We start from the raw sequence: 25,569 nt of genomic DNA on the forward strand, positions 1-25,569 counted from the left end.
TAGTAAATAAAATCTGTTGTAAACAATAACGAAGGCGCTCAATTACACGCGGTGTTTCTATTCGAAACTACCGCCTATCTCACAGAAACACCGCGTGTAACTGAACATAACTAAGCATTTCCTTTAGAAAGAAGTATCACTAGAAAACCAAAAAGAACACAGATTCAATTTTTGATAAAAATAAGAGTACAATTCAAAGAAAGGAAATACTTTGGGGGAATGTTATGGCGCTTTACGAAACACTTGCTCAGCATTATATCGACGACATACAAGCACAACGACTGCCTGCGGGAAGCCGTTTGCCAGCACTACGAACCATGGCGAAGCAGCATCAAGTCAGCATGACCACGGCGACTAAAGCCTATGATTACCTTCAACAAACCGGTTGGATTTATGCGCAGCCGCAGTCTGGGTACTTTGTTGCCAACCAAATTGAAGCAATCAGCTTTCCAAGTCTTAACATCAAAAGTATTGAACAACGGGATCCAAAACGCTTTGCGCCGTTAAATGGCTATAACCCTGCCTCGGCGCTTTTTAGCCCGCTTGGCACCTCGATGATTTCGCCAGAATTACAACCTAGTGTCGCACTGCAACGCAGCATTAAACGTGTCACTCAAAGAGCAGGAAAGCATCTCTTTCAATACCCAGAAACACAAGGCGACAAAGGCCTGAGAAGCGCCCTTGCGGAACATTTCCGCCATGACAATCTAGCCTTTTCAGCAGCCGACTTTGTGATCACCAATGGCTGTATTGATGCAGTAAGACTGGCGATAGAAAGCGTTACCAAAGAAGGCGACACTATTGCCATTAGCTCCCCTTGTTTTAGTGGCTTGCTCGATTTACTAAGTGCCCTATCTCGCAAAGTGATTGAAATCCCTATTAGTGAGAAAGGCTTAGATTTAGACCATCTAGAAACCTTGATGCAACAAGGTTTGATAAAAGCCTCTCTGTTTAGCACATCGAACATGAATCCAACTGGAATGACACTGCCCGTTGAACAAAAACAAGCTCTAGCAACACTTGCCGCGCAATACAAAACACCGATGATAGAAGACGACGTCTATTTCGAATTAAGCCACCAGAAACAACAAACGCTGCCAGCAAAATATTGGGATAAAGAGGGATATGTGATTTGGTGCGGATCTTTTTCAAAAACCTTAGCCGCTGGACTGCGACTTGGTTGGTGTGTTCCGGGTCGATATTTAACGTCTTATATCAATCAACATTCCTTAACCAGCTTTGGTGTGAATGGACTTATACAGTCTTGTATGGCGGAGTTTATCAACACCGGTGAATATCGCTCTCATGTGAATAAAATACGTACGGTTTTGAATCAACACATACACAGTTATCAACAATTTTTAATCAAATACTTGCCCACCAATGCAAAAATCAGTGCCCCACAAGGCGGAATCGTACTTTGGGTACAGATCCCCAGTTTAAATGCTGTACAGCTTGAAAAAGAAGCTAATAAACAGGGCATCGACATACGCAGCGGTGCTTGTTTCAGTACCCACGACTTTTATCACGATTGCTTCCGTATAAACTGCGGTTGGCCGCTGGAAAATACTGGGGATAAACACAGTACTTATCAACAATTGATCAGCTTATGCGACATAATCAACAGTCTGATGAGAGCAGAGACTTAACAAAATTGGAGCGATTGCACATTTACTTCTTTAATCTTAACCTTTAGATCAACAAAAATGCTCTAGACTGTATTTCAGGATAAATAGAAATTCATGCACAAAAGGATTCATCTCTATGTCTTACCATTCCGTAAAACTGATAAAACGTCCTGAATTAGAAATCACCGAAGATATTTTCAATATTGTTACTCAAGACATTCCAACGCCAGCAGAAGGCGAAGTATTGGTAAAACTCTCTCATCTTTCTTTAGATCCAGCCATGCGCGGTTGGATGAGCGCGGATGAAAACAGCTACATTCCCCCCGTAAAATTAGGTGACACCATGCGCGCCAGTGGCATAGGTGAAGTCGTTAAATCCAACAATGAAAGATTCCCAGTTGGCGCTCGTGTTATGGGGCTTATGGGTCTAACTGAATATGCGATCAGTGATGGTAATGGCTTAAACGTCATTCCAAAAGAGCTGCCTGCTGAAGCAATTTTATCCGTCATTGCCCTACCCGGTATTACTGCTTATCACGGTGTGTTTGAAGTGCTTAAACCAGAAGCAGGTCAGACGCTTATCGTCACAGCGGCAGCAGGTTCAGTTGGATCTCTTGTCGGTCAGATGGCTAAAAACCTTGGTTTAACGGTTGTTGGCGTGGCGGGCTCTGATGAGAAATGCCAATGGTTAACAAAAGAACTTGGTTTTGATCATGCGATTAATTACAAAGATACAGACTTTGTCGAACAATTGACGCAAGCGACGCCAAACGGCATCGATCTTTTCTTTGAAAATACGGGTGGTTTGGCACAAGGTCCTATCTTTGAACGCATGAATCCTCATGGTCGCATTGCTGTGTGTGGCCTAATCGCTGACTATCAAAAAGCCGAACCAGCACCAGGGCCAAGTTGGGTTGGCATCATCAAACGCCGCCTATCGATCCAAGGCTTCACCATGCCAGATCATTTCCATCGTATCCCTGAATACGGCCAAGCGCTGGGATCTATGTTAGGCAAAGGAGAATTGAAATATCGTACCCACGTTATTGAAGGAATCGAAAACGCAACTAGTGGCATTAACCTGTTATTTGACGGTAAAAATACCGGCAAGCTGATTGTTAAGCTATAAGCTCTCCAGAATAAGATACAGTAGAAAAGTAAAAGGGAATGGTCGAATGACCATTCCCTTTTTAATTTAAATAGATTTAATAAGCTTAATGGTGAGTTATAAATCAAATTGTGACGGAAGCATCACAACATCCCGAATCGTCACATGACGAGGACGCGTAAGCATAAAGATGAGCGCTTCAGCCACATCGCTGGCTTCCATTAAACTACCTTTTGACTTGGCTTCTGCGAGTTTTTCCGCAGGCCAATCAGATAATAAAGAAGTAATAACTGGGCCGGGAGATACCGAGCCAACGCGAATCCCATGCTTGCTGACTTGTCTACGCACCGTTTGCACAAAACAATTCATCGCCCATTTTGATGAGGCATAAACCGGTTCCCAAGGTGTCGGAAAATGACCCGCTAAGGAACTGGTTATTAAAATATCGCCCACACCTCGTTCAATCATATGCGGCAAAACATCACGCACGTTCTTGATGACAACGTTAATATTCAGATTTAGCATTCGGTCTATGGCGTCGTTATCGGCATCAACTAAATCACCACCAACATACAAGCCGGCATTGGCGTGAAAAATATCGATCACTTTGGCTTTTTCTAAAATCCGCGGAACCATCGCCGAGCAAGCGGCAGGATCCAACAAATCTACTGCAAGGGTGATGACTGCATCGCCATGTTTGTCTTGCAAAGCTTGTAATGCTGTCTCATCACGATCCACGATCACGACCCGAGCACCTTCAGCTATCATGCCTTCGACACTAGCAAGACCTATTCCTGATGCGCCACCAGTCACAACGGCGACTTTTCCCATTAATGCTTTAGACATGTTTTATCCTGTTTATTGTTATTTATAGAGATAACAACACGCTACCATTCTATAGACTGCAAACTCTGCTACTTTTTTGCCTATAACTGATCTAAATTAGCCTTTAAGCCGTCGTAATACATAGTGACAGAGAATCCAATAAAATTAGTAGAGATTCTCAATAACAAGAGGGTTTCAGTCAAATATTGGCATCAAAATCGTAGATCATTTCGATAGTTCAATTTTTTTGATCATTAACCTCAAAATACTCCGTTACACTATTCTGTTTTTTTTATATATAGTGCCTACATATTAAGTAACACCAACCCAACACTAAGGTAAATCAAAATGACAACATCGTTAATCCAAAAAATCACTAACACAACTTCTGGTATCGCTAGCACAATTTTGCGTATTCCAGTGGGTCTAATCCTAATGGCACATGGCGCGCAAAAATTGTTTGGTGCGTTTGGCGGTTACGGTCTTGAAGGCACTGGTCAGTGGATGGCATCTATTGGTCTAGAACCTGGTTATCTGATGGCTCTTTTAGCAGGTAGTGCAGAATTCTTTGGTGGCTTGGCACTTGTTATCGGTTTGCTTGTTCGTCCAGCTTCTGCAGTTATTGCTTTCACTATGCTAATGGCAATCTTCTCTGTGCATATTTCAAACGGTTTGTTCATGGCAAACAACGGCTATGAATACGCACTAACACTTTTGATTGTTGCCGTTTCTTTAGTATTCAGCGGCGCCGGCTCTTTCTCTGTAGATAAAGCGATTTCTGCTAAAAACTAGCCTAATAATACATTACTTTAAAAGCTTCGATGGTCCGCTATCGAAGCTTTTTCATATACACGCTATCTAAAAACAGCAAAATCGATTCAGGAACAATGTCTTACCTTTATGGTAAAAAAACATCGATGTAATAAAAAATAATAATCAAAAATATAAATAGTTTATTTTATAAACAATACTTCTCTTTAATAGTTTCATGAGGTATGTTTTAGAAAGGTCGAACTAAAAATAATAAACAAAGTGCCTAAAATCGATCTACACTTACGGAAATACAGTCGCCATCTTGTTGATAGAGAACTGATTCATCTTTAAGGAAAATACTGGCACCTAGTTGTTTGACAACGCGGAGGCCATCATGATTGAAAGCTTTTTGAATCAACTTTTACCGAAGATTTATAGTTGCGTACAGCACCCAAATCGATGGATAAGTATTCTTGATGAGCTACGTGAAAAGTTAGAAGTGGAAAGCATTGCTGCTCAAATACACGAACTATCGGACAACTCTAATCCATCTGAAATTTGGCTGATGCGCGATTCCCAGTCGACTATAAATGCAGACTTGCACGATAAATGGGTTAATAATTCTGATAATCCCCGTCTAGATTATGATTTTAGCGAATACCCAGCCATAATCCGCGATGAAGAGCTCTTCTCTGACTCCTGTCCACGATATATTGATTTCCAAGAGCGGCTCGCGAAGGCAGGATTAGGATTGGCGATTTCCCTAGAAATGAAAATTTCTCCTAATCGCTATCTCAACTTAATTGCTCACCGTAAACACGGTGATTTGCGCATCTTTGACCACAACTGCGAATCATTACTTCAGCAACTTGCACCTCATATACAACAAACCATTCTTTTGTATGATCAATTTCAGACGCTATCGAGCAGCAATACTATTATTAAACAAATCGCAGATAAATTAACCACAGGGATCATGCTAATAAATCAGTATGGCAAAGTTAGCTGGTTTAATAGCAGTGCAGCTTCCATAATATCGGAATCAGATTACCTAGAATTGATAGATAACGAATTGCGCTTTGAACACAAGGCAGACAGAAACATTTTCATACAGCTATTGCGCCAAACACAATCGCCTACAGGAATAACATCTCACCCTCTTGCTAGAATTGGGGAGCATCAAACTAGTCCAATACAGTTGCTACTTACCCCTATTTTGTCTTCTATATCAGTCGGCCTGATACAATCCAAACAGCCTCTCACTTTTGCCCTATTTTTATCCAATAGCCATAATGAAGTGATACTTTCAGAGCAGAATATTGGTCGCTTATTCAGCCTTACACCTGCAGAAGTAAAACTAGCGAGCGCTTTAGCAAATGGTTTTTCGTTGACGGAATACGCTATAGAAAAAGGCATAACCGTTGGCACCGCACGAATCCAACTAAAAAGTATTTTTTCAAAAATGGGAGTCACCCGCCAACCAGAACTAGTAAAAATACTGTGGTCTTCAATACTTCCCCATGTAAGCCAACTAGAAAATACGCCTTTCTCACAAAAAATAAGCTAATGATAGTTTGGTCTATCCTATTTGGGATATGACAAGCTGAAGCGAACTGAGCATTATTTGTTTTATAGACAAACAATTGTCTAGATAAACTTTAATCAAAATGAGAGAGAGACAGACATGCAAACAAAAATAAAAAACATGCAATGTTTTATGGGCGCAAGCTTACTATCTTCAGTCGTTCTACTCCCAATAGCTGCACACGCAGCATCAGAAGTAGACCCAATGGTTGCGGGAATTGGTCCAGTATCTGAAGTTCCTATTGCCATCCAAAACTTACGCTGGGCAATGCTCGATGGCGATGTTAATACGCTAACATTTCGCTCAATGGATACGTTATTCACAACCCGCCAAGTTGGCCATTCAGGAAACGTCACCCCATTTGTTCACAATGATAAGCCACTAGATTTTACCTACGAGTATGAAGGTAACAACTATACACCAGAGCAATTCTTAGACAGAACCTATACCAATGCGATGATCATTATTAAAGACGACAAAGTCGTCTATGAAAACTATCGCAACAACAGCAACCAAGATACGCACTTCATGGCTTGGTCAATGACCAAATCTATGGTTTCTATCTTGGTTGGTGTTGCCCTTGAAGAAGGTCGTATTAAATCATTAGACGACGATATCACCACTTACCTACCTGAATTATCTGAAGGTGCCTATAAAGGCGTGACTATTCGTCAAATACTTGCTATGAAATCCGGTGTCGATTACGAAGAGCGTTATGACTTTGCCAATCCAGGCATAGCAGCTAAGAACCATATTTTGGCTTTAGTTAAAAACGTAGCGCGCTTTGTTGAGCCAGCAAAAACCATCAAGCGCCTTCATAAACCAGGTACTTTCTTAGCCTATAAAACCATCGATACGGCAGTGTTAGGCTTGTTGCTTGAACGTGTCAGCGATGGCAGTAATGTGGCCTCTTACATGCAGCAACATTTATGGGAGCCAATAGGTGCTGAATCAAATGGCTTCTTCATCATGGATGGACAGCCAGGTGTTGGACGAGAATTCACTGGCGCAGGCTTCAATGCAACCGTTCGTGATTTTGCTCGTGTGGGTCAAATGATGCTGCATAACGGCAAGATCAACGGCAAACAAATTGTTTCACCAGAATGGGTTAAATTATCAACAGCCCCGGTAGATAAAGAAGACCCTAAATTAGGTGGATACGGCTACCAATGGTGGACCATGCCAAATACAAATGCTTATTCAGCAATCGGCTTACAAGGTCAGTTCATTTACGTGAACCAAGATGAAAATACTGTCATTGTCAAAACGAGCTATTTCCCTCAAGACCAAATGGATGCAGCAGAAGCTGAAACACTAAACTTCTTTGATAAAGCAGCTAAATGGAAACCTGCTAATTAAACTGCATTTTTGATAGGCCTCCCTTTTATTAAGAAGTTATGATGAGAAACACTTCCTCATAGCTTCTTAATTTTTTAATTAGCTTTTCCTACCAAGCACCTTAAATTTTCATTTCATAACTACTCTTAAACCATTCAGACCAACCAAAAGCCTAGGCATAACCTATTTCAGGACGGAACAGCGAAGCAAAAAAAGCCCCCGATAGTTTCCTATCGGGGGCTTTCATATTAATTATGCAAATTCAGGAATTACTTACCTGTTGCGCGAGAAACGTAGTCGCCAGTACGAGTATCAACACGAAGAACTTCACCGATGTTGATAAACAGTGGTACACGAACCATAGCGCCAGTCACCAAGAAAGCAGGTTTAGAACCGCCGTTAGCCGTATCGCCTTTTACACCTGGATCCGTTTCTTTTACTTCCAGTTCGATGAAGTTAGGAGCAGCAACCGCCAATGGCGCACCGTTGTATAGAGTTACAACGTATTTTTCTTGCTCTTTCAGCCACTTAATCGTGTCGCCTACTGCTGTTTCATCTGCTGCGTGTTGTTCAAAAGAACCATCTACAGCCATGAAGTGCCAGAACTCGCCATCGGTGTACAAGTACTCCATATCGGTGTCCATTACGTCAGCTGTTTCTAGCGTATCACCAGATTTAAAAGTACGCTCCCAAACACGACCAGTTTTTAGGTTACGCAGCTTGATGCGGTTAAAGGCTTGGCCTTTACCTGGTTTAACGTGTTCGTTATCGATAATCGCACATGGATCGCCGTCGACCATTACTTTAGAACCGCTGCGCATTTCGCTGGTAGAAATATTAGCCATACATCCTCACAGTATATTTTTAGAGAAAAGGCTCTGACTGGCGTATCATGTCAGTCCCAAGATCTCTGCAAACTTCTTTTTATGTCATTTAGAACCGTTAAATAGACAAGTAAAAAGAGCGTTTGCAAAGATCTCTGAGAGCCACTGGCCGAGTAGGCCAAAATAAGTTGGCGCAATCATAACCCAAATGAACACAATTTTGCAGATATTTGACGTGATCCCTATTCAAACAAAGAACAATTTAAGCTGGTCGCAGCACCTGTCGCAGGCCCTAACCTCCTTACCAGAACTGGTTGAGCACTTAGGTCTGCCAAAAAGTCTTGCTCAACAAGGCATAGAAGCACATCAGAGCTTCAAATTACTGGTGCCGCGCCCTTATTTGTCGCGCATTGAATATGGCAACCCTAACGATCCTCTGCTGCTGCAAATTCTGCCTAGTACAGCTGAAATGCAAAAAGTCGTGGGTTACACAAAAGACCCATTAGAAGAAGCCGAACACAATCCACAAAAAGCCATAGTGCATAAATACAAACGTCGTTTGTTGGTTATTACCACTGGCACTTGCGCAGTAAACTGCCGTTACTGTTTCCGTCGTCATTTTCCTTACGGTGACAATCAACTAGCGCAAGCGGAGTGGGACTCGGTAATCGACTATTTAAAAGCCCATCCTCAAATCAACGAAGTGATCTTAAGTGGCGGTGATCCTTTGATGATGAAAGACGCTTTACTCGCCGATAAAGTCCGCAAGCTTGATGCGTTGCCACAAATAAAACGCCTACGCATTCACTCGCGTTTGCCCGTGGTGATTCCATCTCGCGTTTGCGATGACATGCTAGCGTGGATCAAAGCAAGTCGCCTCGACATCGTGATGGTGTGGCATATTAATCATGCCAATGAAATGGACGAAGAGCTCGCTCAGGCAGCCTATAAGCTGAAAAGAACGGGCGTTACCTTGCTCAATCAAGGTGTTCTATTAAAAGGCGTCAACGATTCGGTAGAAGCTCAAGTCAATTTGAGCGAAGCTGTATTCGATGCTGGGATTTTGCCTTACTACATGTTCACGTTAGATCCAGTTGAAGGCGCGGCGCACTTTGATATTTCAATCGAAGATGCTCAACGCTTGATGGGGAAAGTGGCTGTCGAGCTGCCAGGTTATTTAGTCCCAAGGCTAGCCAAGGAGATCCCTGGCAAACCAGCGAAAAGCGTGTTTGCACCGATTTTCAATGAACTCGATAAGTAGCTTCTCGCCTTGTCATTCGTTTTATTTAGCGTTACCTGAGCAACGCAATACGACCGACTTTTACTTGCTGACGTCGAATACTAACGTTCGGCGCTAGCTGGTATAAGTCGCCATTTCGACCGATTAACTGATCCGGCACATGGCTGAGTTTCGCCACGTCAGCGTTAGCATCCAAATGTTTCGGCTCGCCATGAACTGGAATCGCCAATTGCGGCTGCACCCAAGTATAAAGCTGTTTGAGTTCTTCGCGGCAAGGATGGCCACTCACATGAATGGTCAAGTCGGTTTCATGAGCTTGCAAGGTGCGGATTTTCCGACCTTTAAATTGCTCGGCTAATCTGTCTATGGCCTGCTCATTGCCGGGAATGCGCATGGAACTAAAAATTACCAAATCGTCGGCTTCTAGACTCAAATCAAAACAATTATCGGCGGCCAATCGGTTCAAGGTCGCCCTTGGTTCCCCTTGGCTTCCTGTGACCACCGCCAAGACTTCTTCTCTTGGTAAATAGCCGAGATGCGTAGCGTCGATAATCGGTAAATCATCCTGCCAATGACCTGTAGCACGTGCAGCACTGACCATGTTTGTCAGCGATCTTCCGATCAAAGCAAGATAACGACCGGTTTCTTTTGCGACTAATCCCAATGCCACTAAACGTGCGACGTTACTGCTGAAACAACCGACTACAACACGGTTCTTTTCTGCTTCTATAGTTTTTAATAAGCCCTGATAACAATCACTTTCAGATGGCGAGAAACCCTCTTTTAGCGCGTTGGTTGAATCACACACCATGGCGAGAATGTTTTCTTTGGCTAATGCTTGAAAGGCTGCGGGAGAAAACGCATCACCCAAAATTGGCTTTTTATCAATTTTCCAATCACCTGTATGAAATATACATCCTGCAGGCGTGTCGATAGTCATCGCATAAGGCTCTGGAACCGAGTGAGTCAATCCCAACCATTTGACATTAAACACGCCAATCTTTTTGGTTTCGTTTTCTTTCACTTCGATAATCGGCACTTGATCGGTTAAGCCTACTTGAACCAACTTACGACGCAAAACTTCTGCAGTAAAAGCCGTGGTGTAAACCGGACATTTGAAACGTCGCCACAAAAAAGGCAAAGCCCCCACATGATCTTCATGGGCGTGAGTAATGACGATGCCGGCTAAACGTTCTTTTTGTTCAGCAATAAAACTCGGATCAGCACAAACGATTTCGGAGGTACGCAGGTCATCAGGCGTCAATGGCTCGTTAAAGGAAACGCCGCAATCGACCATCAACCATTGCCCGTCATGGCCATAAAGGTTCATGTTCATACCGATCTCACCGGTGCCGCCTAAAGGCAAAAACCATAAGTCGTCTTGCGAGGGAATCAAAGATGAAATAACGCGCTCCTTGTAAATACAGACTGGATATTAGTCAATTATCTCTATGGTACGCATTTTTCGTGAATATCCCAGCGTGCTCGTAACGATTGGATAAAAGAAGCCCAAAATAAAAAACCTCTTTCTATTTTTGAGGTAAAAAGAGGTTTTCTCGAGATAAAAAAATAAGAACTATGAAGTAGTAAAGAGCTGTGCACGGCCTCATGATCGAAGACTAGCAGCAGTCGTGCAAAGGTATCTATAGAACTTCGTCACCATTCGCTATCACAGTATCACGCACAATTTGAGTGTATTCCACGGCTTCTTTAATAATCGCAGCTTCATCTACGGTGAGTATTTTCTTGTCTTCCATAAGGATTTTGCCGTCAACTATACTGTGTCGAACATCGCTAGGATAAGCAGAATAAACCAAGGCAGAGTAAGGATTATACATAGGTACCATATGCGGAGCCTTGGTATCCACGACGATAATATCTGCTAATTTTCCAACTTCTAATGAACCAACACGATCTTCCATATGCAGCGCTTTTGCTGCACCCATGGTTGCCATATCAATGACTTTAATAGGTGGCATAGCCGCACGATCTTGGTTAACCAATTTATGGACTTTAGCTACCTGCCCAAACTCAGCAATAGTACTTAGATTATTGCCAGACATTGGGCCATCAGTCCCTAAGCCAATTCTCACGCCTTCGTCATACATTTTTAGAGCAGGCGAAACACCTTTCGCCGACTTGATATTTGCGCTCATGTTATGCGCCACGCCCATGCCACTTTCTTTAACAAGCTCAATATCATGATCGTCTACTAGAATCATATGAGCGCCAACTAAGTGATCATTCAAAGCACCAATATCATGCATATATTGAACAGGGCTTTTACCGTCAGCTCGCTCGGCAATTTTTTCTTGCTCGGTGTGAGATTCGGCTAAATGGATCAGCACTGGCACGTTTTTCTCTTTGGATAATTCAGCTACTCGCTGCAACACTTCAGTGGTGTTTGTATAAGGAGCATGAGGCGCAAACGCTGGTGTGATACGCGGATGGTCTTTGTATTCTTCAATGAATCTTAACGCGTAGTTAATACCTTCTTCGGCGTTTTTAGCATCTGCAACAGGAAACTTAATCACAGTCTCACCAAGCACAGCACGCATGCCGATTTGATCAACGGTTTTGGCGACTTCATCTTCAAAATAATACATATCGGCGTAGGTAGTAACACCGCCACGCAACATCTCGACATTGCCAAGATTAGCGCCAATACGCACCATATCACGGGTAATTAGCTTGTTTTCCAGAGGGAAAATATAACGATGCAAACGGTCTGGCACATCATCTGCTAAAGAACGTAAAACCGCCATAGATACGTGGGTATGAGTATTTATTAAGCCTGGCATTACGATATCGCCTTGCACATCCAATACTTTTTTCGCATCAAATTGTGCGGCTAATGACGCATCACCTACAGCGAAAATTTTATTTCCTTTAATCGCAACAACACCATGGTGATATAGCGTTTTACTGTTATCCATAGTCAAAACGGTAGCATCTTTGATCAACAAATCAACAGACTCGGCGCTCCATGATGGCGCTGAAAAAGTCGTCGTTGCTAATACTGCCAATAAGACACTTTTTTTAAACTGCATTCGATTGTCCTTTATTAGATAATGTTCCGAATAGGTCGCTTTTTGACAGCGACATTGCTTAATAATACCTGCATGTTTTATTCCAACACAGAAACATGTTTAAAATTTAGGATTTAAAATTGAACATCTCAACTAAGCTTCAAAACGGTCTTGGCAAAGCCATAACCTACTTTATTTTACTGTCTTGCATGGCAATTTTTATCATCTATCTTGTTCAGCGCTTTGGGACGCAATACGCCAAAGACAAAATTCAAGAACAGCTTAATCAATCTGGTTTAGCGCCTTTTGTCCATTATGAAAGCATTCACCTTGATCCATTCACTCTGACGCCCTCCCTAGAAAATGTCAGCTTTGGTAATGAAAATGCACCTTGGCTACGCTTCGCTAGAATTTCGTTTAATAGCTACCCAATCAAATACCCTGATTTAGATGTAGAATTTTGGATACAAGAAAGCCCAATCGGCAGCTTATCCCGTGATACACGAAATCTAATGCGTGCAGGTGGAATTGAAACCTTACTTGGTAAAGGCTCTTTTACTTCCAAGATTGAGGGTGAAAAAGTCTCGTCTCAATTCAAACTAGACATAAAGGGTATTGGCAAGCTAGATCTGTCTTCTAAAATCAACGTATTGGATCATGGCATCGTCATGTCTGATCTACGTTCTGACGTACTCGCATCGTTTGCATTAGGCCAACCCGAAGCGCTACCCATCATCTATGGTGACGCCATTGAATTGCATTCTTTAGAGGTGAAATACGAAGAATCAGGACTAATCACTCATCTGTTTCCTCAATCGGCTGTTTTGCGAGATTCACCAGAAAATCAGTCGAACAGTCTGAGATACGCAAGCCAAGCATTGGGGCTTGCACCAGCAGATTCGGAAGAAGCGAAACACGTTGCCGAAACATTATTAACGTTTTTAATGCAGCCTGAAAAACTGAGCCTAACTATGCAACCTTCTTCGGCTCTCAGTCTAAAAGAGCTAGTGTTAATGGCAAACAAAGGTACGCTTTATAAAGACAGTAAAATGACGTTACTGAACAATTAGCAAGGCGCTACTATATTAACAAGACTCTATTTTACAGCCCAAGTGTCTCCACGCATGGGCTGTAAAAACCATCAAAAATCTAAAAAGGATTAAACATTTCCCGATAAGACTGATTAGACGTTGCTCTGGCAATACCTTTCACCATCCTAAAAATCGACCAAATCCAAACACAAAACAACAAAATATAGCCGATAAAAAATAACGTCAGTATCACGCCAATAACGCTCCAAAAGATCCCCCACCAAAAAGTACCAATGATATTGGCGTAATGATCTTCAAAGAATGTTCCCCGGGCCTCGTCTGCTTTTACCATGGCCCAAATGGCACCAATAAACCAAAAGACACCCGTGAATATGCCTAACAACATAAAAACATAGGCAATCACCACATTACTTTTTGCGTTTTCCTCTCGTGGCGTTAACGGTCTAAGACGATTATCTGGTTCAAATCCGGACATATATAAACACTCCGTTATTCAATAAAAATTTGTCTAATAAGCATAATGGGGATGCTTTTAAAATTATCGCCCTCTTCTTATCCAGTTTTATGATTTCTTTTCAATACGAATGCTTGTAACGTGTTCTTTCCCCACTCTGTTTTTCACTCATACTGCCTAGGAATACCATGACAAATGTGACGATTTTAGTCGATGTTCAAAATGTCTATTACACCACGAGACAAGCGTTTGGACGCTCTTTCGACTACAACACTTTTTGGCAACAAGCGACTGAAGGTCGAAATGTCGTAAAGGCCATCGCTTACGCCATAGACAGAGGCGATGAGAAACAACGACAATTTCAAAATATCCTACGAGCGATTGGCTTTGAAGTGAAATTGAAACCCTTCATTCAACGCTCGGATGGCTCAGCAAAAGGCGACTGGGATGTGGGTATTGCTATCGATGGCATAGAGCATGGTAAAGACAGCGATGTCCTTGTTTTGCTTTCTGGCGATGGCGACTTCGATATTCTCGCTAAAACACTCAGGGAAAAATACCAAACTAAAGTAGAAGTCTATGGCGTTGAATCCTTAACTGCACAGTCATTAATCAATGCTGCCGATTCTTTTACCGCCATCGGTAACAAATTGTTACTTAAATAGATAAAACTCGTCTATATTTTTAAGAGAGAATATGTCCCCTTAAGAATCCTTGCTGATTATTTTATATACAGAAAGTGACGAAATGACGACTCAAACAAACTTCTTATTATTGGAAACAAGAGACACCCTGCATAAGTGGCTGAGCCTAGTCACGGGTGTCATCATGATCTTTTACTGCTTTCTTAATGTTGTCATCTTAAATCAAATTACCATTGGCATTATTGATGCTGTTTTTGGCCTACTGAATCTGTATTTTTTTAGAACAGCTCTGCAAGAAAAAACAAAAAAATGGCATACCTACATGCTAATAATCTCAATGACTGCTGCTGTCATTTATGCTTTTTACTTTGCCGATCTAAGAGCTGGCTCTATTTACTGGCTCCTTGTCTTACCACCGCTATATTGCCTACTTGCAGGTCCAAAACTTGGACTTTTCTATACTATTCTCTTATCCATACCAGCTCTTGCTATTTTATTCATTAAATCCGACAACGAGGATCTCATTCCCTATCGATCTGTTCTTAACTTCGTATTAGCCTATTTTCTGTCTTACGCTATTTGTTATTTATATGAAACCCAACATGCAAAAAGCAGCCTACTACTAGAAAAAATGGCCTTCCAAGACCCACTAACGGGGGCGCAAAATCGTCACGCGTTAAGACTTTTTTTTGATCACTTCAATAAAGCAGCTGTAGATCCTTTTCAGAAAGAAGAGCAAGAAGAAACCCGCCTGCTGATTATAGATATCGATCATTTTAAAAGCGTCAATGATGAGTTTGGACATGATGTTGGCGACTCAGTACTAATTGAAATGACCGAACTGCTACACTACTGTATAAATAGCAATCAAGTATATCGTATAGGCGGAGAAGAGTTTCTTATTGTCTTAAATAATTACACCCAAACTCAAGCATTTGATTTTGCGGAAACTATTCGCAAAACAGTAGAAAACTCTATTTTTAGAACTCACCAACAAAACATCAAAATCACCGTGAGCATTGGCATAGCACAACTAAAAAAAGGGCAATCATTCAGAGAGTTTTTACGCGTCGCTGATAAAAACCTTTACACTGCAAAAAATGAAGGACGCAACTTAGTACATTATGGATCGATAAGTGTTACCGAGGCGGTTTAAGAGCACACCTTATAACTGACCATTATTTACTTCCATTGCTCTTAAGTTGAATCATCAATGAGTACACGTCGTTACCCACATTCCTCTGTGTCACCAGAAGAATTCCACAAATGGCTTAGCACGCTAATTTGTGTTTTGAATAGCGTCTACTTTGTGCTCAATATGATCACATTGCAGAAACTTGGGCTTGGCACGATGCAGCTCGCTGTCGCTGCCTTTGCTGGCTTTTGTCTTTATAAGTCATCCAATGGCCTTTATCGACCTTGGCACAGCTACGTTCTTCTCATTTCCTTAACCACAAATATTCTTCTGTCGATTGCAGTCATGGAGCTTGTAGCCGGAGCAACCTATTGGGGATTAGCTTTACCTTTTTGGTACTACAGTTTATTTGGCTTAAGAAAAGGTTTCATTTTCAGCGCCATCATTGTGCTATCGGCTGCGATGGTTATATTCTTTCGTACTGACACTCAAGTCTTCATGCCTTATAGAACGATATTCAACTTCACTCTAGTGTATTGCTCTATTTGGCTCGTTTGTCATATTTACGAAGTGCAACGCCAAAAAACCAGCGCAGCTCTGCATTCGTTAGCATTACAAGATGATTTAACAAACTTAAAAAATCGCCATGCACTGAAAGCGGACTTTAGTGCAATCTATAAACACTTTCAGAGCATCCATATGCTTATGATCGATATTGATCATTTCAAAAGCATCAATGACAAGTATGGACACGATATTGGCGACTCGGTACTTACTGAGGTAGCCGACTTACTTACGCAATCAATCCAAGTAAAAGAAATTTATCGCTTGGGTGGTGAAGAGTTCGTCTGCTTACTCAAAGACATTTCAGATGAGACTGCTTATAAGATTGCAGAGAAGGTAAGACATTCTATAGAGCAAAAGATCTTCTTAAGCCACAATACTCCCATTCAAGTAACAGTAAGCATTGGTATCAGCTCATTACAAAAAGAACACGAGTTTACTGATTTCCTTCGCTCTGCAGATCAAAAACTCTACCAAGCCAAACGCGAAGGACGCAATCAGATCTGTTGCTAACGATGAAAAGTATCTAGAAAAAGCCCTTCCACCTTGTCTCGCGCCCATGGCGTTTTACGCAAAAACTTTAGGCTAGACTTAACCGAAGGGTCGCTTTTAAAACAATTAATATTGATGCGGATCGCCAACTCTTCCCAGCCATAATGCTCAACCAAATCTGTGACAATTCTTTCTAGCTTCACACCATGTAAAGGATTATTCGCTTGTGTTCCAACCATGTCTATTTATTCCTATGACTCAATTCGCTATTTAGCCGAAAGTATACAGCAAGCCGAAAAAAGCCGCTTAAAGATATTGCGGCTAATTCCATCTTCATGCTGGTCTCGCTTCTAATAGCTAATCAATTAATGGAACCCAAAGGCCATTATTTTGACTCGAATAAACAGTAGCCGTAATAAATCGCATTCCATGCAACCCTGTTGCCGGTGTTGGCAAATCAGGGTTAGGGATTGATGTAAGAAGTTGCTCTGCAAACTCGCTATATAAATTCGCAAATGCCTCTAAATAACCTTCAGGATGACCAGACGGAATACGAGAAACCGATGTGGCCGCCTCGCTCAAATAGCTATTTCCTCGACGAAGGCGTTGGCTTGGTTCACCTAACACAGAATAAATCAGCTCATTAGGTGATTCCTGATGCCACTCGATGCCGGCTTTATCGCCATAAATCCGCAACGACAAGGCATTCTCATTGCCAGGAGCCACTTGGCTCGCCCACAAATGACCTTTAGCTCCGTTTTCATAGCGCAACAGAATATTCGCGTCATCGTCCAAAGCTCGCCCTTCAACCCAGCTGGATAAATCCGCCAAAACTTCTTTACCCTGAGTATTACCAACAAAACACGCCAATTGATAAGCATGGCTGCCGATGTCTCCCATACAGCCCGCAATACCAGATTGCTCAGGATCAGATCGCCAAACCGCTTGTTTGTTGCCGGTTTGCTCTAACGACTGTGTTAACCAATCCTGCACGTATTCCACTTGTATAGAACGAATTTCACCCAACTTACCCTCTTTCACCATGGCTCGTGCTTCGCGCACCATAGGATAAGCGGAATAATTATGCGTTAACAAAAACTGTGCTTGGCTTGCTTCTGCCACTTGATAAAGCGCTTTGGCTTCTGCCAAAGTCGCGGTCAGCGGTTTATCGCAAATGACATGAATACCTCTTTTAAGAAACGCCATCGCCACGGGTGCATGCAGATGATTGGGTGTCACGATGGACACCACGTCAATACCATCTTCACGCCCACTTTCCTGACGCGCCATTTCTTCAAAATCCACATAGGATCGAGTAATTCCAAGCGCTTGTGCTGAACGTTCTGCTTTATCTGATTGGCTCGATAACGCCCCAGCCACCAGCTCATAATGGTCATCAAGACGCGCAGCAAAACGATGAACTTCACCGATAAACGCACCTTCCCCGCCACCTACCATCCCAAGGCGTAAGCGGCGTTTTGATATTTTTTCTTGTTCTATCGTCATATTATTCCCTCCAAACTATTAGAGCCCCAACATACGACGATTCGCTTGCGCATCGACACCACTGTCAGCAAAATCATCAAAGGCTTTATCGGTCACTCGGATAATAAAGTCTTGAATATGTTGCGCGCCCTCGCGAGCCCCATCTTCAGGGTGTTTCAAACAACATTCCCATTCCAGCACCGCCCAGCCGGCAAAATCATAGGCGGTGAGCTTGGAGAAAATGCCTTTAAAATCTACCTGGCCATCACCAATAGAACGAAAACGCCCAGAGCGATCTACCCAGTTTTGGAAACCACCATAAACACCACATTTTCCATCTAAATTGAGTTCTGCATCTTTCACATGGAACATTTTGATGCGCTCATGATAATGATCGATAAAGGCTAAATAATCCAAATGCTGTAACACGAAGTGGCTCGGATCATAAAGAATGTTCGCTCGCGGATGATGATCTACTTCGGCAAGAAAACGCTCGAAGGTTACCCCATCATGCAGATCTTCACCTGGATGGATTTCATAACATAAATCGACACCTGCTTGGTCAAAAGCATCGAGAATCGGCTTCCAACGGCGACCAAGCTCAGCAAAAGCTTCTTCTACTAAACCAGCTGGACGTTGCGGCCAAGGATAAAAATACGGCCACGCGAGCGCACCGGAGAAAGTAGCGTGAGCATTTAGACCAAAACGCTGCGAAGCTTTGGCGGCCATTTTAAGCTGTTCCACCGCCCAGGCTTGGCGAGCTTTTGGGTTCCCCCTTACACTTGGATCGGCAAAGCCATCAAACGCCTCGTTATAAGCTGGATGCACCGCCACCAGCTGACCTTGTAAATGCGTGGATAATTCCGATATCACCACGCCATGCTTTGCCGCCGTAGCAATTAGCTCGTCACAATAGTCTTGGCTATTTGCGGCGCGCTCGAGATCCATCAAGCGCTTATCCCAAGTGGGAACTTGCACGCCTTTGTAACCCAATGAGGCAACCCAACCACAAATCCCGTCGAAACTATTGAAAGGTGCTTCATCGCCCACAAACTGGGCAAGGAAAATCGCAGGGCCTTTTATCGTTTTCATAATGTCCTCCTAAAAACAAGCAGCAAGTAAGGCTTTAGCAGCCTCAGGATCAAGTGCGCGAGGACGATCACAATGGGTGGTCATCTTGATGGATTGTCCACTTTCTCCTGACGCTAAAATCGCCGTCATGACCTCCACGCCATGCAATGCTCGGTCAAGTGAGCACATATGATCGCGCCCCATGTGAATCGCCATTCCCATTTCCGCTAAACCTGCGGCACGATAATTTGCCTTGGCCAGCTCGCCATGGATTTGATTTGGCACGCCAAACGGGTGATCCCAGAGTTTCAAGGGCATCTCACGACCCTCTTGAATCAGCGATACTTTTCCACCAAAAAAGTTAGGGTCAGGCAAATACATAGAGCCCTTACTACCATATAACTCCATATGGGAATGCTGATGGGCTTGCACATCCCAACTTGCGCCCAGCGTAATCATGGCTCCATTTTTAAAGCTCAAAATGGCATGAATAGTGGTTGGCGTTTCTACGTCTATCATATCGCCAGATCTTGGCTGACTGGTGATTTTACGTTGCTTACGTGGAATCGATGTTTTGGCAATCACAGACTCCACAGGTCCTAATAGTTGAATCAAGTTAGCAATGTAATATGGTCCCAAATCAAGAATCGGACCGCCGCCAGCCTTAAAGAAAAAGTCCGGATTAGGGTGCCAGCTCTCCATTCCAGCACTCATTACATGACACGTACCTGAATACACCTCACCTATTTCACCTTGATCCAATAAGTGTCGAGCAAATTGATGAGATCCCCCCATAAAAGTATCTGGTGCACTACCTACCTTTAGCCCCTTCTCTAGTGAAAGCGCTTTCATTTTTAAGCCTTCTTCAAGACTCAAAACCAAAGGTTTTTCTGAATAAACATGCTTACCTGCTTCAAGTGCCTTCATGCTCACTGCATAATGCGCAGCAGGAATCGTCAAATTAACAATAATATCAATATCTTGAGAAGCCAATAATGCTTCAACACTACGTGCTTCAACACCGTACTTTTGCGCCTTCGTTGCTGCTAACTCAGCGTTTAAATCAGCACAAGCTACAATCTTAAAACCACAGAATTGCGGAGCTAAAGAAAAATAACTGTCCGAAATATTGCCGCAGCCAATCAGCCCAACCTTCAAAATGGTTTTCATACTGTCGCTCCTTTTAGTAAGGCTTTTGCTCCTGTTAACGCACGATTAGCGAAACGAGATAAATCATTCGGATTATCATGCTCCATTACAAAAGCACTAGCTGGTGTTGAACGCACAACAGGCCACCATTCACGCCAAGGCAAGACACCATAAGTAAAGTCAGCCCAACCGTCTTCATCTTGGCATTCCCCTTCAGAAGCAATATCTTTTAAATGCACACCACAAATACGGTCACGATACTTAGTTAGCCATTCAATCGGGTCTTGTCCGCCTTTGACCACCCAAGACACATCCATCTCCCATTTAATATTCGGGCCGCCTTCTAGAATCTGCGTCATGGGCAAAGAACCATCGGCTAAAGCCTCAAATTCAAAGTTGTGGTTATGCCAACCAAATTCAAAACCAGCATTGATGGTTTTTTCTCTAATGGCTTCTAGCCGCTGTCCCAACTCAAACCAACCTTGTGCATTGTCAGGACGTTGATCTGGCAAAATATAAGGACAAATAATGGTGTGCATATTCAGGGTTTTAGCGATATACAAAGCCTGCTGAATATTGTTTTCCAACATGGTTAAATCAAAATGCCCAGTTGGCATAGTTAATTGATGTTTTTCTAATAAGCTTTTTAATTCATCCAATTGACCATACAAACCACCATAGCCTTCCACTTGCTGATAACCAGCTTGGTGTAAAAGAGCAAAAACCTCATCGAGAGATTTAGTATTACGGGCGCTATAAAGCTGAAATGAAAATTCGTTCATATCGTTTCCTTTTTATTTTTATTGCCAGGACTGTTGGCTTAAAGCCGCACTTCGCTTTGCTTCGAAAAGAGATGAGCTTTTTTGGGATCAAGATAAATATCGACTTCCTCATCCCATTTAAGCTGATGGTCTCCATGAACTTTTACTGACCATTTACGGCCCATAAAATCAAACCAAACAATGGTTTCATCGCCCATTGGTTCAATAATATCAATACTGACTGATGCCAATTTCACATAACCATCACGGGCTTCAATAGCCAAATGTTCTGGCCGAATTCCTAAGTAAGCAGACGTATCATGATCCCCTTGATTGATAAATTCGTAGCCCATTAAATTGACGCGATAATCATGATAAACAAAGTTTTCACCAACAATACGGCCTTCTAAAAGGTTCATACTCGGCGAACCAATAAATTGCGCGACAAAAAGATTACACGGCTTATGGTAAATATCCGCTGGAGAACTAAGCTGCTGGATTTCGCCGTCTTTCATGATGGCAATTCGATCTGCCAAAGTAAGCGCTTCTACCTGATCGTGAGTCACATACACCATGGTGTTTTTTAATTGCTGATGCAGACGTTTAATTTCGACACGTAAATCGGCACGCAACTTAGCATCTAAATTCGACAAGGGTTCATCAAATAAAAAGACATCCACATCTCGAACTAAAGCACGACCTATCGCCACACGCTGACGTTGTCCGCCAGACAATTCAGACGGTTTGCGATCTAACAATGGCTCGATCTGCAGAATCTTCGCCGCGCGGTCCACTCGCTCACGAATTTCATCTTTTGCCATGCCTTTGACTTTCAAGCCAAAAGACAAATTCTTTTCCACTGTCATCTGTGGGTACAAAGCATAAGACTGAAAAACCATGCCGATTCCACGATCTTTAGGCTCTTCCCAAGTCACGTTACGATCGTTAATCCAAATCTGCCCAGCGGAGATATCCAACAAGCCAGCAATACAGTTAAGCAAGGTCGATTTGCCACAACCTGAAGAGCCAAGCAGAACCAAAAACTCGCCCTTTTTAATATCAAGATTAAGCTGCTTCAAAACATGCGCGTCTTGATACTTAAGATCCAACTCTTTAATAGATATACTGTTCATCGCCTTACCCCTTCACCGCGCCAGCCGCTATGCCACGCACAAAATATTTGCCAGACAACAAATAAATAGCCAGCGGTACTAACGCTGTAAGAATCGTCGCCGCCATATTCACGTTGTATTCACGTACGCCAAATGTCGTGGCCACAATATTGTTTAATTGCACTGTCATTGGCAGGTTCTCTCGACCGGCAAAAATCAGCCCCAATAAGTAATCATTCCAAATGCCCGTTGTCTGTAAAATCACCGCGACAACCGTTACAGGAATAGATAGCGGCATCATGATTTGAAAAAAAATCTGCCAGAAATTCGCCCCATCTACACGAGCAGCTTTAAACAACTCATCGGGTAACGATGAAAAATAATTGCGGAATAACAAAGTCATAATGGGCATACCAAAAATGGTGTGAATCAAAATAATCCCCGTCAAAGAACCATAAAGCCCTACTTCACGAAGGAAAATAATCAGCGGAAAGATCACTACTTGAAAAGGCACAAAGGCCCCGAACAGCAGTAGACCAAACAGCAAATTAGATCCCTTGAAACGCCAGAATGACAAAGCATAACCATTGATCGAACCGAGGATGATAGATATCGCCACACTTGGAATCGTAATTTTTACGGAGTTCCAAAATCCTGTTTGAATACCATTACATTCCACCCCAGAGCAGGCCTCACCCCACGCTTTCACCCATGCGGCAAAACTAGGATCTGCTGGCAAAGAGAAAAGCTCCCCAAGGCGGATCTCAGGCATTCCCTTCAGCGAAGTAATCAACATCACATACAAAGGGATACAAAAGAAAATCGCCGCACTAAACAAAAATGCATAAACACCAAATCGTGAGACGGTTGTCTTCTTTGGCTTTGGCCCATGTGGGCCTGTTAATTGAATCTGTTCCATGATCGACTCCTAATGTTTCGTTGGACGAACATATTCGCGATAAATCCAAGGACCAATGACCAAGAGTACTGGAAGCAACATCATGGTCGCCGCCGCCATCCCTAAGCCAACATTGCCACGGGCTGTAATGTGATCAATAACGAACTTTGCTGGCATTTCAGTCGACATGCCTGGGCCTCCGCCGGTTTGCGCGACGATAAGGTCATAAACCCTCACCACGCCAACAGCGAGCAGCACCACAGAAGTAATCATCACAGGCCGCATCATTGGCAGAACAATAAAAAGGTAAGTTTTCCAAGTGGGAATCCCGTCCACACGAGCCGCTTTCCAAATTTCGCCATCGATACCGCGTAATCCAGCCAGCATCAAGGCCATCACTAGCCCAGATGATTGCCACACGGCAGCGATCAGTACACCATAAATGGCATACTGTGGATCGACCAAAGGCGCAAATTCGAAAGACTCCCAGCCCATGCGCTGAACCACATTTTGAAGACCAAGAGAAGGTTCCATCATCCATTGCCAAACCAATCCAGTTACTACTAGGGACATAGCATAGGGATAAAGGAATAAGGTTCGAAAACCACTTTCAAAACGTACTTTCTGATCCAGAAAGACCGCCATAAAAAAACCGGAAACTAAACACAAGGCGATAAATAACACACCGTACAAAAATAAGTTTTCGACTGATACTATCCACCGAGACGTTCCCCATAGTCGCTCATATTGATCCAATCCAACCCAATTGAAATTAGGGAACAAGCGTGATTTCGTGAAAGAAAGCACCACCGAATAACCGACACAAACAACAAACACACCAATTGCTACGATCGCCATAGGAGCACTGGCTAATAACGAAGAAATTTGCACACGTTTTGTTCGTCTGGGTTTAGACACTTTTGCTGAAGTAACCATAGTCTCTTCCATCTTGAACTCCTTTTGAAATACGAGAATTAACCGCCAGTACTGCATCTTTAGTACTAGAAACTCTAGAGAAACTGGTGGTTATTCTGATTATCGAAGGTTACTCAGCGTCTTCGATGATGCCTTTGAAAATGCTAAGCGCAGTGTCAACAGACATACTTGGTTCGTTCCAGAAAGTAGAAACTAGATCTTGAACCTGCCCATTCGTATCTTCCGTAATGTAATTATTTGCAGGTGTGATAGTAGCTTTGGGGTCATCCAACAAAGCGAGACCTTTTTTCATACATGCATCGGCTACATCTAAATCGACATCCGCGCGCACAGGCAAGGAGCCTTTAGTATTATTAAATTTTGCTTGAATAGTTGGACTCAACATCATAGAAGCTAACTTCATTTGTGCCGCTTCAAGGTTTTTATCAGAGGATTTAGGGAAGATAAATGCATCACCCCCAAGAGTAAGAGAAGGACGTTTTGCGGGTCCAGGAATACAACCGTAATCCACTTCGGCGACTTTTCCTGCCGCAGCAAACTCACCACGAGCCCAGTCCCCCATTACTTGTGCAGCGGCTTTGCCAGTGATAACCATATTAGTGGCATCATTCCAGTTTCGACCAGGTGCACCTGCATCCGTAAACTGACGTAAAGCTCCGAAGGTTTCAAATACCTTGCGCATTTTATCGCTGCTAGCAGCCTTGGGGTCCTTATCTTTCCATACACTATTCCAGAATTTTTCGTCTGTCATACCAATCATCACCACATCAAAAACATGGCGCTCTTGCCAACCTTGTCCACCAAATGCCAAAGGAATATAGCCTGCCGCTTGGATCTTAGGGGCAACCGTTAAAAACTCTTCCCATGTATGCGGCTCTTTCACTCCCACATCAGCAAAGACTTTCTTATTCGTCCAAAGCCATTGATTAGAGTGAATATTGACGGGCACACAATAAATGCCGCCGTCTTTCATACAGGGGTTTAAAATACTGGAAGGACGAATAAAATTCTTCCAGCCTTCTTTTTCCGCAACCGGAGTGAGATCAAGGAGAAGACCTTCTTCAATCAATTCTTCGAACTGACGAGAGGTATTGAATTGTGCGGCACCAGGTGCATCACCACCAAGAATACGCTGCATAGTAAGTGATCGTGCATTTTCGCCCAATGCAACAGCCGTATCGACCCATTTATCGTTACCGAGTTTGTTATATTCTTCAGCTAACACAGTAACGGCTTTTTGCTCACCACCTGATGTCCACCAATGAATCACTTCCACATCAGCTGCTTGCACCGATGCACTCATAAAACCTGCCCCTATTGTGGCAGCAAACAGTTTTTTACCCATCATATTATTTTTATCCTCTATTGGGTTTTTGTCCTCAATACTTCCTCGCGAAAGGCTTGAGCTGAAAATGGTAAAACTTGAAATGAAACCGCTTTCATGAACAAATATTAGACAATAAAAGATCCCCGTCAATACTTTTTA

Annotated in this window: 24 protein-coding genes; 10 read left to right on the top strand and 14 right to left on the bottom strand. The window is 42.8% G+C overall.

Features of this window, described 5'->3' with window-relative positions:
* Nucleotides 1–224: 224 nt before the first annotated feature.
* Nucleotides 225–1,649: an aminotransferase-like domain-containing protein gene (locus CCS02_RS17715; protein ID WP_100187925.1), complete on the top strand. Its 1,425-nt coding sequence runs from the start codon at nt 225–227 to the stop codon at nt 1,647–1,649.
* 115 nt (nt 1,650–1,764) lie between these two features.
* Entirely contained in the window at nt 1,765–2,757 is a 993-nt protein-coding gene (locus tag CCS02_RS17720; protein WP_100637323.1) for an NADP-dependent oxidoreductase, read from the top strand.
* 96 nt (nt 2,758–2,853) lie between these two features.
* On the opposite strand, the gene CCS02_RS17725 is transcribed toward CCS02_RS17720, so the two are convergent.
* Nucleotides 2,854–3,582 carry an SDR family oxidoreductase gene (locus tag CCS02_RS17725; RefSeq protein WP_100187927.1) on the bottom strand — a complete coding sequence of 243 codons (729 nt, stop codon included), beginning with the start codon at nt 3,580–3,582 and terminating at the stop codon, nt 2,854–2,856.
* A 327-nt stretch (nt 3,583–3,909) separates the two neighbouring features.
* Here CCS02_RS17725 and CCS02_RS17730 point away from each other — a divergent pair, with 327 nt between their 5' ends.
* The 3 genes from CCS02_RS17730 to CCS02_RS17740 all read left to right on the top strand — a co-directional run bounded on the left by CCS02_RS17730 (nt 3,910) and on the right by CCS02_RS17740 (nt 7,258).
* Nucleotides 3,910–4,353: a DoxX family protein gene (locus CCS02_RS17730; RefSeq protein WP_072840378.1), complete on the top strand. Its 444-nt coding sequence runs from the start codon at nt 3,910–3,912 to the stop codon at nt 4,351–4,353.
* 355 nt (nt 4,354–4,708) lie between these two features.
* Complete coding sequence (locus CCS02_RS17735; RefSeq protein WP_100637324.1) at nt 4,709–5,881, top strand: helix-turn-helix transcriptional regulator; 1,173 nt, start codon at nt 4,709–4,711, stop codon at nt 5,879–5,881.
* Nucleotides 5,882–5,998: 117 nt separating this feature from the next.
* The gene (locus CCS02_RS17740; RefSeq protein ID WP_100187929.1) at nt 5,999–7,258 is read left to right on the top strand and encodes a serine hydrolase domain-containing protein; all 1,260 of its coding nucleotides are present in this window, start codon (nt 5,999–6,001) and stop codon (nt 7,256–7,258) included.
* Nucleotides 7,259–7,506: 248 nt separating this feature from the next.
* Here the strand turns inward: CCS02_RS17740 and efp are convergent, their stop codons facing one another.
* Complete coding sequence (gene efp, locus CCS02_RS17745) at nt 7,507–8,082, bottom strand: elongation factor P (RefSeq protein ID WP_072840388.1); 576 nt, start codon at nt 8,080–8,082, stop codon at nt 7,507–7,509.
* 187 nt (nt 8,083–8,269) lie between these two features.
* On the opposite strand from efp, the gene epmB reads away from it, so the two are divergent.
* Nucleotides 8,270–9,322 carry an EF-P beta-lysylation protein EpmB gene (gene epmB, locus CCS02_RS17750; RefSeq protein WP_232728908.1) on the top strand — a complete coding sequence of 351 codons (1,053 nt, stop codon included), beginning with the start codon at nt 8,270–8,272 and terminating at the stop codon, nt 9,320–9,322.
* Between the two features lie 31 nt (nt 9,323–9,353).
* On the opposite strand, the gene CCS02_RS17755 is transcribed toward epmB, so the two are convergent.
* Together CCS02_RS17755 and CCS02_RS17760 are read right to left on the bottom strand one after the other, a co-directional pair.
* Nucleotides 9,354–10,637, bottom strand: coding sequence for a ribonuclease J (locus CCS02_RS17755; RefSeq protein ID WP_232728909.1), 1,284 nt, complete (start codon nt 10,635–10,637; stop codon nt 9,354–9,356).
* Nucleotides 10,638–10,944: 307 nt separating this feature from the next.
* A complete protein-coding gene (locus CCS02_RS17760; RefSeq protein ID WP_100187930.1) occupies nt 10,945–12,351 on the bottom strand; it encodes an amidohydrolase in 1,407 nt (468 codons plus the stop codon).
* A 119-nt stretch (nt 12,352–12,470) separates the two neighbouring features.
* Between CCS02_RS17760 and CCS02_RS17765 the strand changes: the two genes are divergently transcribed.
* Nucleotides 12,471–13,400, top strand: a complete 930-nt coding sequence (locus CCS02_RS17765) for a hypothetical protein (RefSeq protein WP_100637325.1) — start codon at nt 12,471–12,473, stop codon at nt 13,398–13,400.
* 79 nt (nt 13,401–13,479) lie between these two features.
* On the opposite strand, the gene CCS02_RS17770 is transcribed toward CCS02_RS17765, so the two are convergent.
* Nucleotides 13,480–13,857 carry a DUF4870 family protein gene (locus CCS02_RS17770; protein ID WP_072840392.1) on the bottom strand — a complete coding sequence of 126 codons (378 nt, stop codon included), beginning with the start codon at nt 13,855–13,857 and terminating at the stop codon, nt 13,480–13,482.
* A gap of 167 nt (nt 13,858–14,024) precedes the next feature.
* Here CCS02_RS17770 and CCS02_RS17775 point away from each other — a divergent pair, with 167 nt between their 5' ends.
* The 3 genes from CCS02_RS17775 (at nt 14,025) to CCS02_RS17785 (ending at nt 16,692) form a co-directional block, all read left to right on the top strand.
* Nucleotides 14,025–14,501 (top strand): LabA-like NYN domain-containing protein, encoded by a 477-nt coding sequence (locus CCS02_RS17775; RefSeq protein ID WP_072840393.1) that lies wholly within the window; start codon nt 14,025–14,027, stop codon nt 14,499–14,501.
* Nucleotides 14,502–14,583: 82 nt separating this feature from the next.
* Complete coding sequence (locus CCS02_RS17780) at nt 14,584–15,636, top strand: GGDEF domain-containing protein (RefSeq protein ID WP_232728910.1); 1,053 nt, start codon at nt 14,584–14,586, stop codon at nt 15,634–15,636.
* A gap of 57 nt (nt 15,637–15,693) precedes the next feature.
* A complete protein-coding gene (locus CCS02_RS17785; RefSeq protein ID WP_100637326.1) occupies nt 15,694–16,692 on the top strand; it encodes a GGDEF domain-containing protein in 999 nt (332 codons plus the stop codon).
* On the opposite strand, the gene CCS02_RS17790 is transcribed toward CCS02_RS17785, so the two are convergent.
* From CCS02_RS17790 to CCS02_RS17830, 9 genes are all read right to left on the bottom strand, one after another.
* Nucleotides 16,689–16,910: a VF530 family DNA-binding protein gene (locus tag CCS02_RS17790; protein ID WP_100637327.1), complete on the bottom strand. Its 222-nt coding sequence runs from the start codon at nt 16,908–16,910 to the stop codon at nt 16,689–16,691. The genes CCS02_RS17785 and CCS02_RS17790 overlap by 4 nt on opposite strands.
* Before the next feature lie 118 nt (nt 16,911–17,028).
* Nucleotides 17,029–18,177 carry a Gfo/Idh/MocA family protein gene (locus CCS02_RS17795; RefSeq protein WP_100637328.1) on the bottom strand — a complete coding sequence of 383 codons (1,149 nt, stop codon included), beginning with the start codon at nt 18,175–18,177 and terminating at the stop codon, nt 17,029–17,031.
* 18 nt (nt 18,178–18,195) lie between these two features.
* Nucleotides 18,196–19,248: a sugar phosphate isomerase/epimerase family protein gene (locus tag CCS02_RS17800; protein WP_100637329.1), complete on the bottom strand. Its 1,053-nt coding sequence runs from the start codon at nt 19,246–19,248 to the stop codon at nt 18,196–18,198.
* A gap of 9 nt (nt 19,249–19,257) precedes the next feature.
* Complete coding sequence (locus CCS02_RS17805; protein WP_012068606.1) at nt 19,258–20,397, bottom strand: Gfo/Idh/MocA family protein; 1,140 nt, start codon at nt 20,395–20,397, stop codon at nt 19,258–19,260.
* Nucleotides 20,394–21,158 carry a sugar phosphate isomerase/epimerase family protein gene (locus CCS02_RS17810; protein WP_100187936.1) on the bottom strand — a complete coding sequence of 255 codons (765 nt, stop codon included), beginning with the start codon at nt 21,156–21,158 and terminating at the stop codon, nt 20,394–20,396. Before CCS02_RS17810 ends, CCS02_RS17805 begins: the two co-directional genes overlap by 4 nt.
* Nucleotides 21,159–21,196: 38 nt before the next feature.
* A complete protein-coding gene (locus tag CCS02_RS17815; RefSeq protein ID WP_100637330.1) occupies nt 21,197–22,270 on the bottom strand; it encodes an ABC transporter ATP-binding protein in 1,074 nt (357 codons plus the stop codon).
* A 4-nt stretch (nt 22,271–22,274) separates the two neighbouring features.
* Entirely contained in the window at nt 22,275–23,168 is an 894-nt protein-coding gene (locus tag CCS02_RS17820; RefSeq protein WP_012068603.1) for a carbohydrate ABC transporter permease, read from the bottom strand.
* A gap of 9 nt (nt 23,169–23,177) precedes the next feature.
* Complete coding sequence (locus CCS02_RS17825; RefSeq protein WP_012068602.1) at nt 23,178–24,095, bottom strand: carbohydrate ABC transporter permease; 918 nt, start codon at nt 24,093–24,095, stop codon at nt 23,178–23,180.
* Nucleotides 24,096–24,192: 97 nt separating this feature from the next.
* The gene (locus CCS02_RS17830; protein WP_012068601.1) at nt 24,193–25,431 is read right to left on the bottom strand and encodes an ABC transporter substrate-binding protein; all 1,239 of its coding nucleotides are present in this window, start codon (nt 25,429–25,431) and stop codon (nt 24,193–24,195) included.
* Between the last annotated feature and the right edge of the window lie 138 nt (nt 25,432–25,569).

This window comes from Marinomonas sp. ef1 (assembly GCF_002806845.1).
Taxonomy (GTDB): domain Bacteria; phylum Pseudomonadota; class Gammaproteobacteria; order Pseudomonadales; family Marinomonadaceae; genus Marinomonas; species Marinomonas polaris.

What these genes read in the sequence shown, in the direction of transcription:
- CCS02_RS17735 (WP_100637324.1), top strand. Translation starts at nt 4,709, where the DNA reads ATGATTGAAAGCTTTTTGAATCAACTTTTACCGAAGATTTATAGTTGC.
- CCS02_RS17740 (WP_100187929.1), top strand. Translation starts at nt 5,999, where the DNA reads ATGCAAACAAAAATAAAAAACATGCAATGTTTTATGGGCGCAAGCTTA.
- efp (WP_072840388.1), bottom strand. Translation starts at nt 8,082, where the DNA reads ATGGCTAATATTTCTACCAGCGAAATGCGCAGCGGTTCTAAAGTAATG.
- CCS02_RS17820 (WP_012068603.1), bottom strand. Translation starts at nt 23,168, where the DNA reads ATGGAACAGATTCAATTAACAGGCCCACATGGGCCAAAGCCAAAGAAG.
- CCS02_RS17785 (WP_100637326.1), top strand. Translation starts at nt 15,694, where the DNA reads ATGAGTACACGTCGTTACCCACATTCCTCTGTGTCACCAGAAGAATTC.
- CCS02_RS17720 (WP_100637323.1), top strand. Translation starts at nt 1,765, where the DNA reads ATGTCTTACCATTCCGTAAAACTGATAAAACGTCCTGAATTAGAAATC.
- CCS02_RS17775 (WP_072840393.1), top strand. Translation starts at nt 14,025, where the DNA reads ATGACAAATGTGACGATTTTAGTCGATGTTCAAAATGTCTATTACACC.
- CCS02_RS17815 (WP_100637330.1), bottom strand. Translation starts at nt 22,270, where the DNA reads ATGAACAGTATATCTATTAAAGAGTTGGATCTTAAGTATCAAGACGCG.
- CCS02_RS17725 (WP_100187927.1), bottom strand. Translation starts at nt 3,582, where the DNA reads ATGTCTAAAGCATTAATGGGAAAAGTCGCCGTTGTGACTGGTGGCGCA.
- CCS02_RS17715 (WP_100187925.1), top strand. Translation starts at nt 225, where the DNA reads ATGGCGCTTTACGAAACACTTGCTCAGCATTATATCGACGACATACAA.
- CCS02_RS17830 (WP_012068601.1), bottom strand. Translation starts at nt 25,431, where the DNA reads ATGATGGGTAAAAAACTGTTTGCTGCCACAATAGGGGCAGGTTTTATG.
- CCS02_RS17825 (WP_012068602.1), bottom strand. Translation starts at nt 24,095, where the DNA reads ATGGAAGAGACTATGGTTACTTCAGCAAAAGTGTCTAAACCCAGACGA.
- CCS02_RS17795 (WP_100637328.1), bottom strand. Translation starts at nt 18,177, where the DNA reads ATGACGATAGAACAAGAAAAAATATCAAAACGCCGCTTACGCCTTGGG.
- CCS02_RS17730 (WP_072840378.1), top strand. Translation starts at nt 3,910, where the DNA reads ATGACAACATCGTTAATCCAAAAAATCACTAACACAACTTCTGGTATC.
- CCS02_RS17810 (WP_100187936.1), bottom strand. Translation starts at nt 21,158, where the DNA reads ATGAACGAATTTTCATTTCAGCTTTATAGCGCCCGTAATACTAAATCT.
- epmB (WP_232728908.1), top strand. Translation starts at nt 8,270, where the DNA reads ATGAACACAATTTTGCAGATATTTGACGTGATCCCTATTCAAACAAAG.
- CCS02_RS17770 (WP_072840392.1), bottom strand. Translation starts at nt 13,857, where the DNA reads ATGTCCGGATTTGAACCAGATAATCGTCTTAGACCGTTAACGCCACGA.
- CCS02_RS17755 (WP_232728909.1), bottom strand. Translation starts at nt 10,637, where the DNA reads ATGAACATGAACCTTTATGGCCATGACGGGCAATGGTTGATGGTCGAT.
- CCS02_RS17760 (WP_100187930.1), bottom strand. Translation starts at nt 12,351, where the DNA reads ATGCAGTTTAAAAAAAGTGTCTTATTGGCAGTATTAGCAACGACGACT.
- CCS02_RS17805 (WP_012068606.1), bottom strand. Translation starts at nt 20,397, where the DNA reads ATGAAAACCATTTTGAAGGTTGGGCTGATTGGCTGCGGCAATATTTCG.
- CCS02_RS17790 (WP_100637327.1), bottom strand. Translation starts at nt 16,910, where the DNA reads ATGGTTGGAACACAAGCGAATAATCCTTTACATGGTGTGAAGCTAGAA.
- CCS02_RS17780 (WP_232728910.1), top strand. Translation starts at nt 14,584, where the DNA reads ATGACGACTCAAACAAACTTCTTATTATTGGAAACAAGAGACACCCTG.
- CCS02_RS17800 (WP_100637329.1), bottom strand. Translation starts at nt 19,248, where the DNA reads ATGAAAACGATAAAAGGCCCTGCGATTTTCCTTGCCCAGTTTGTGGGC.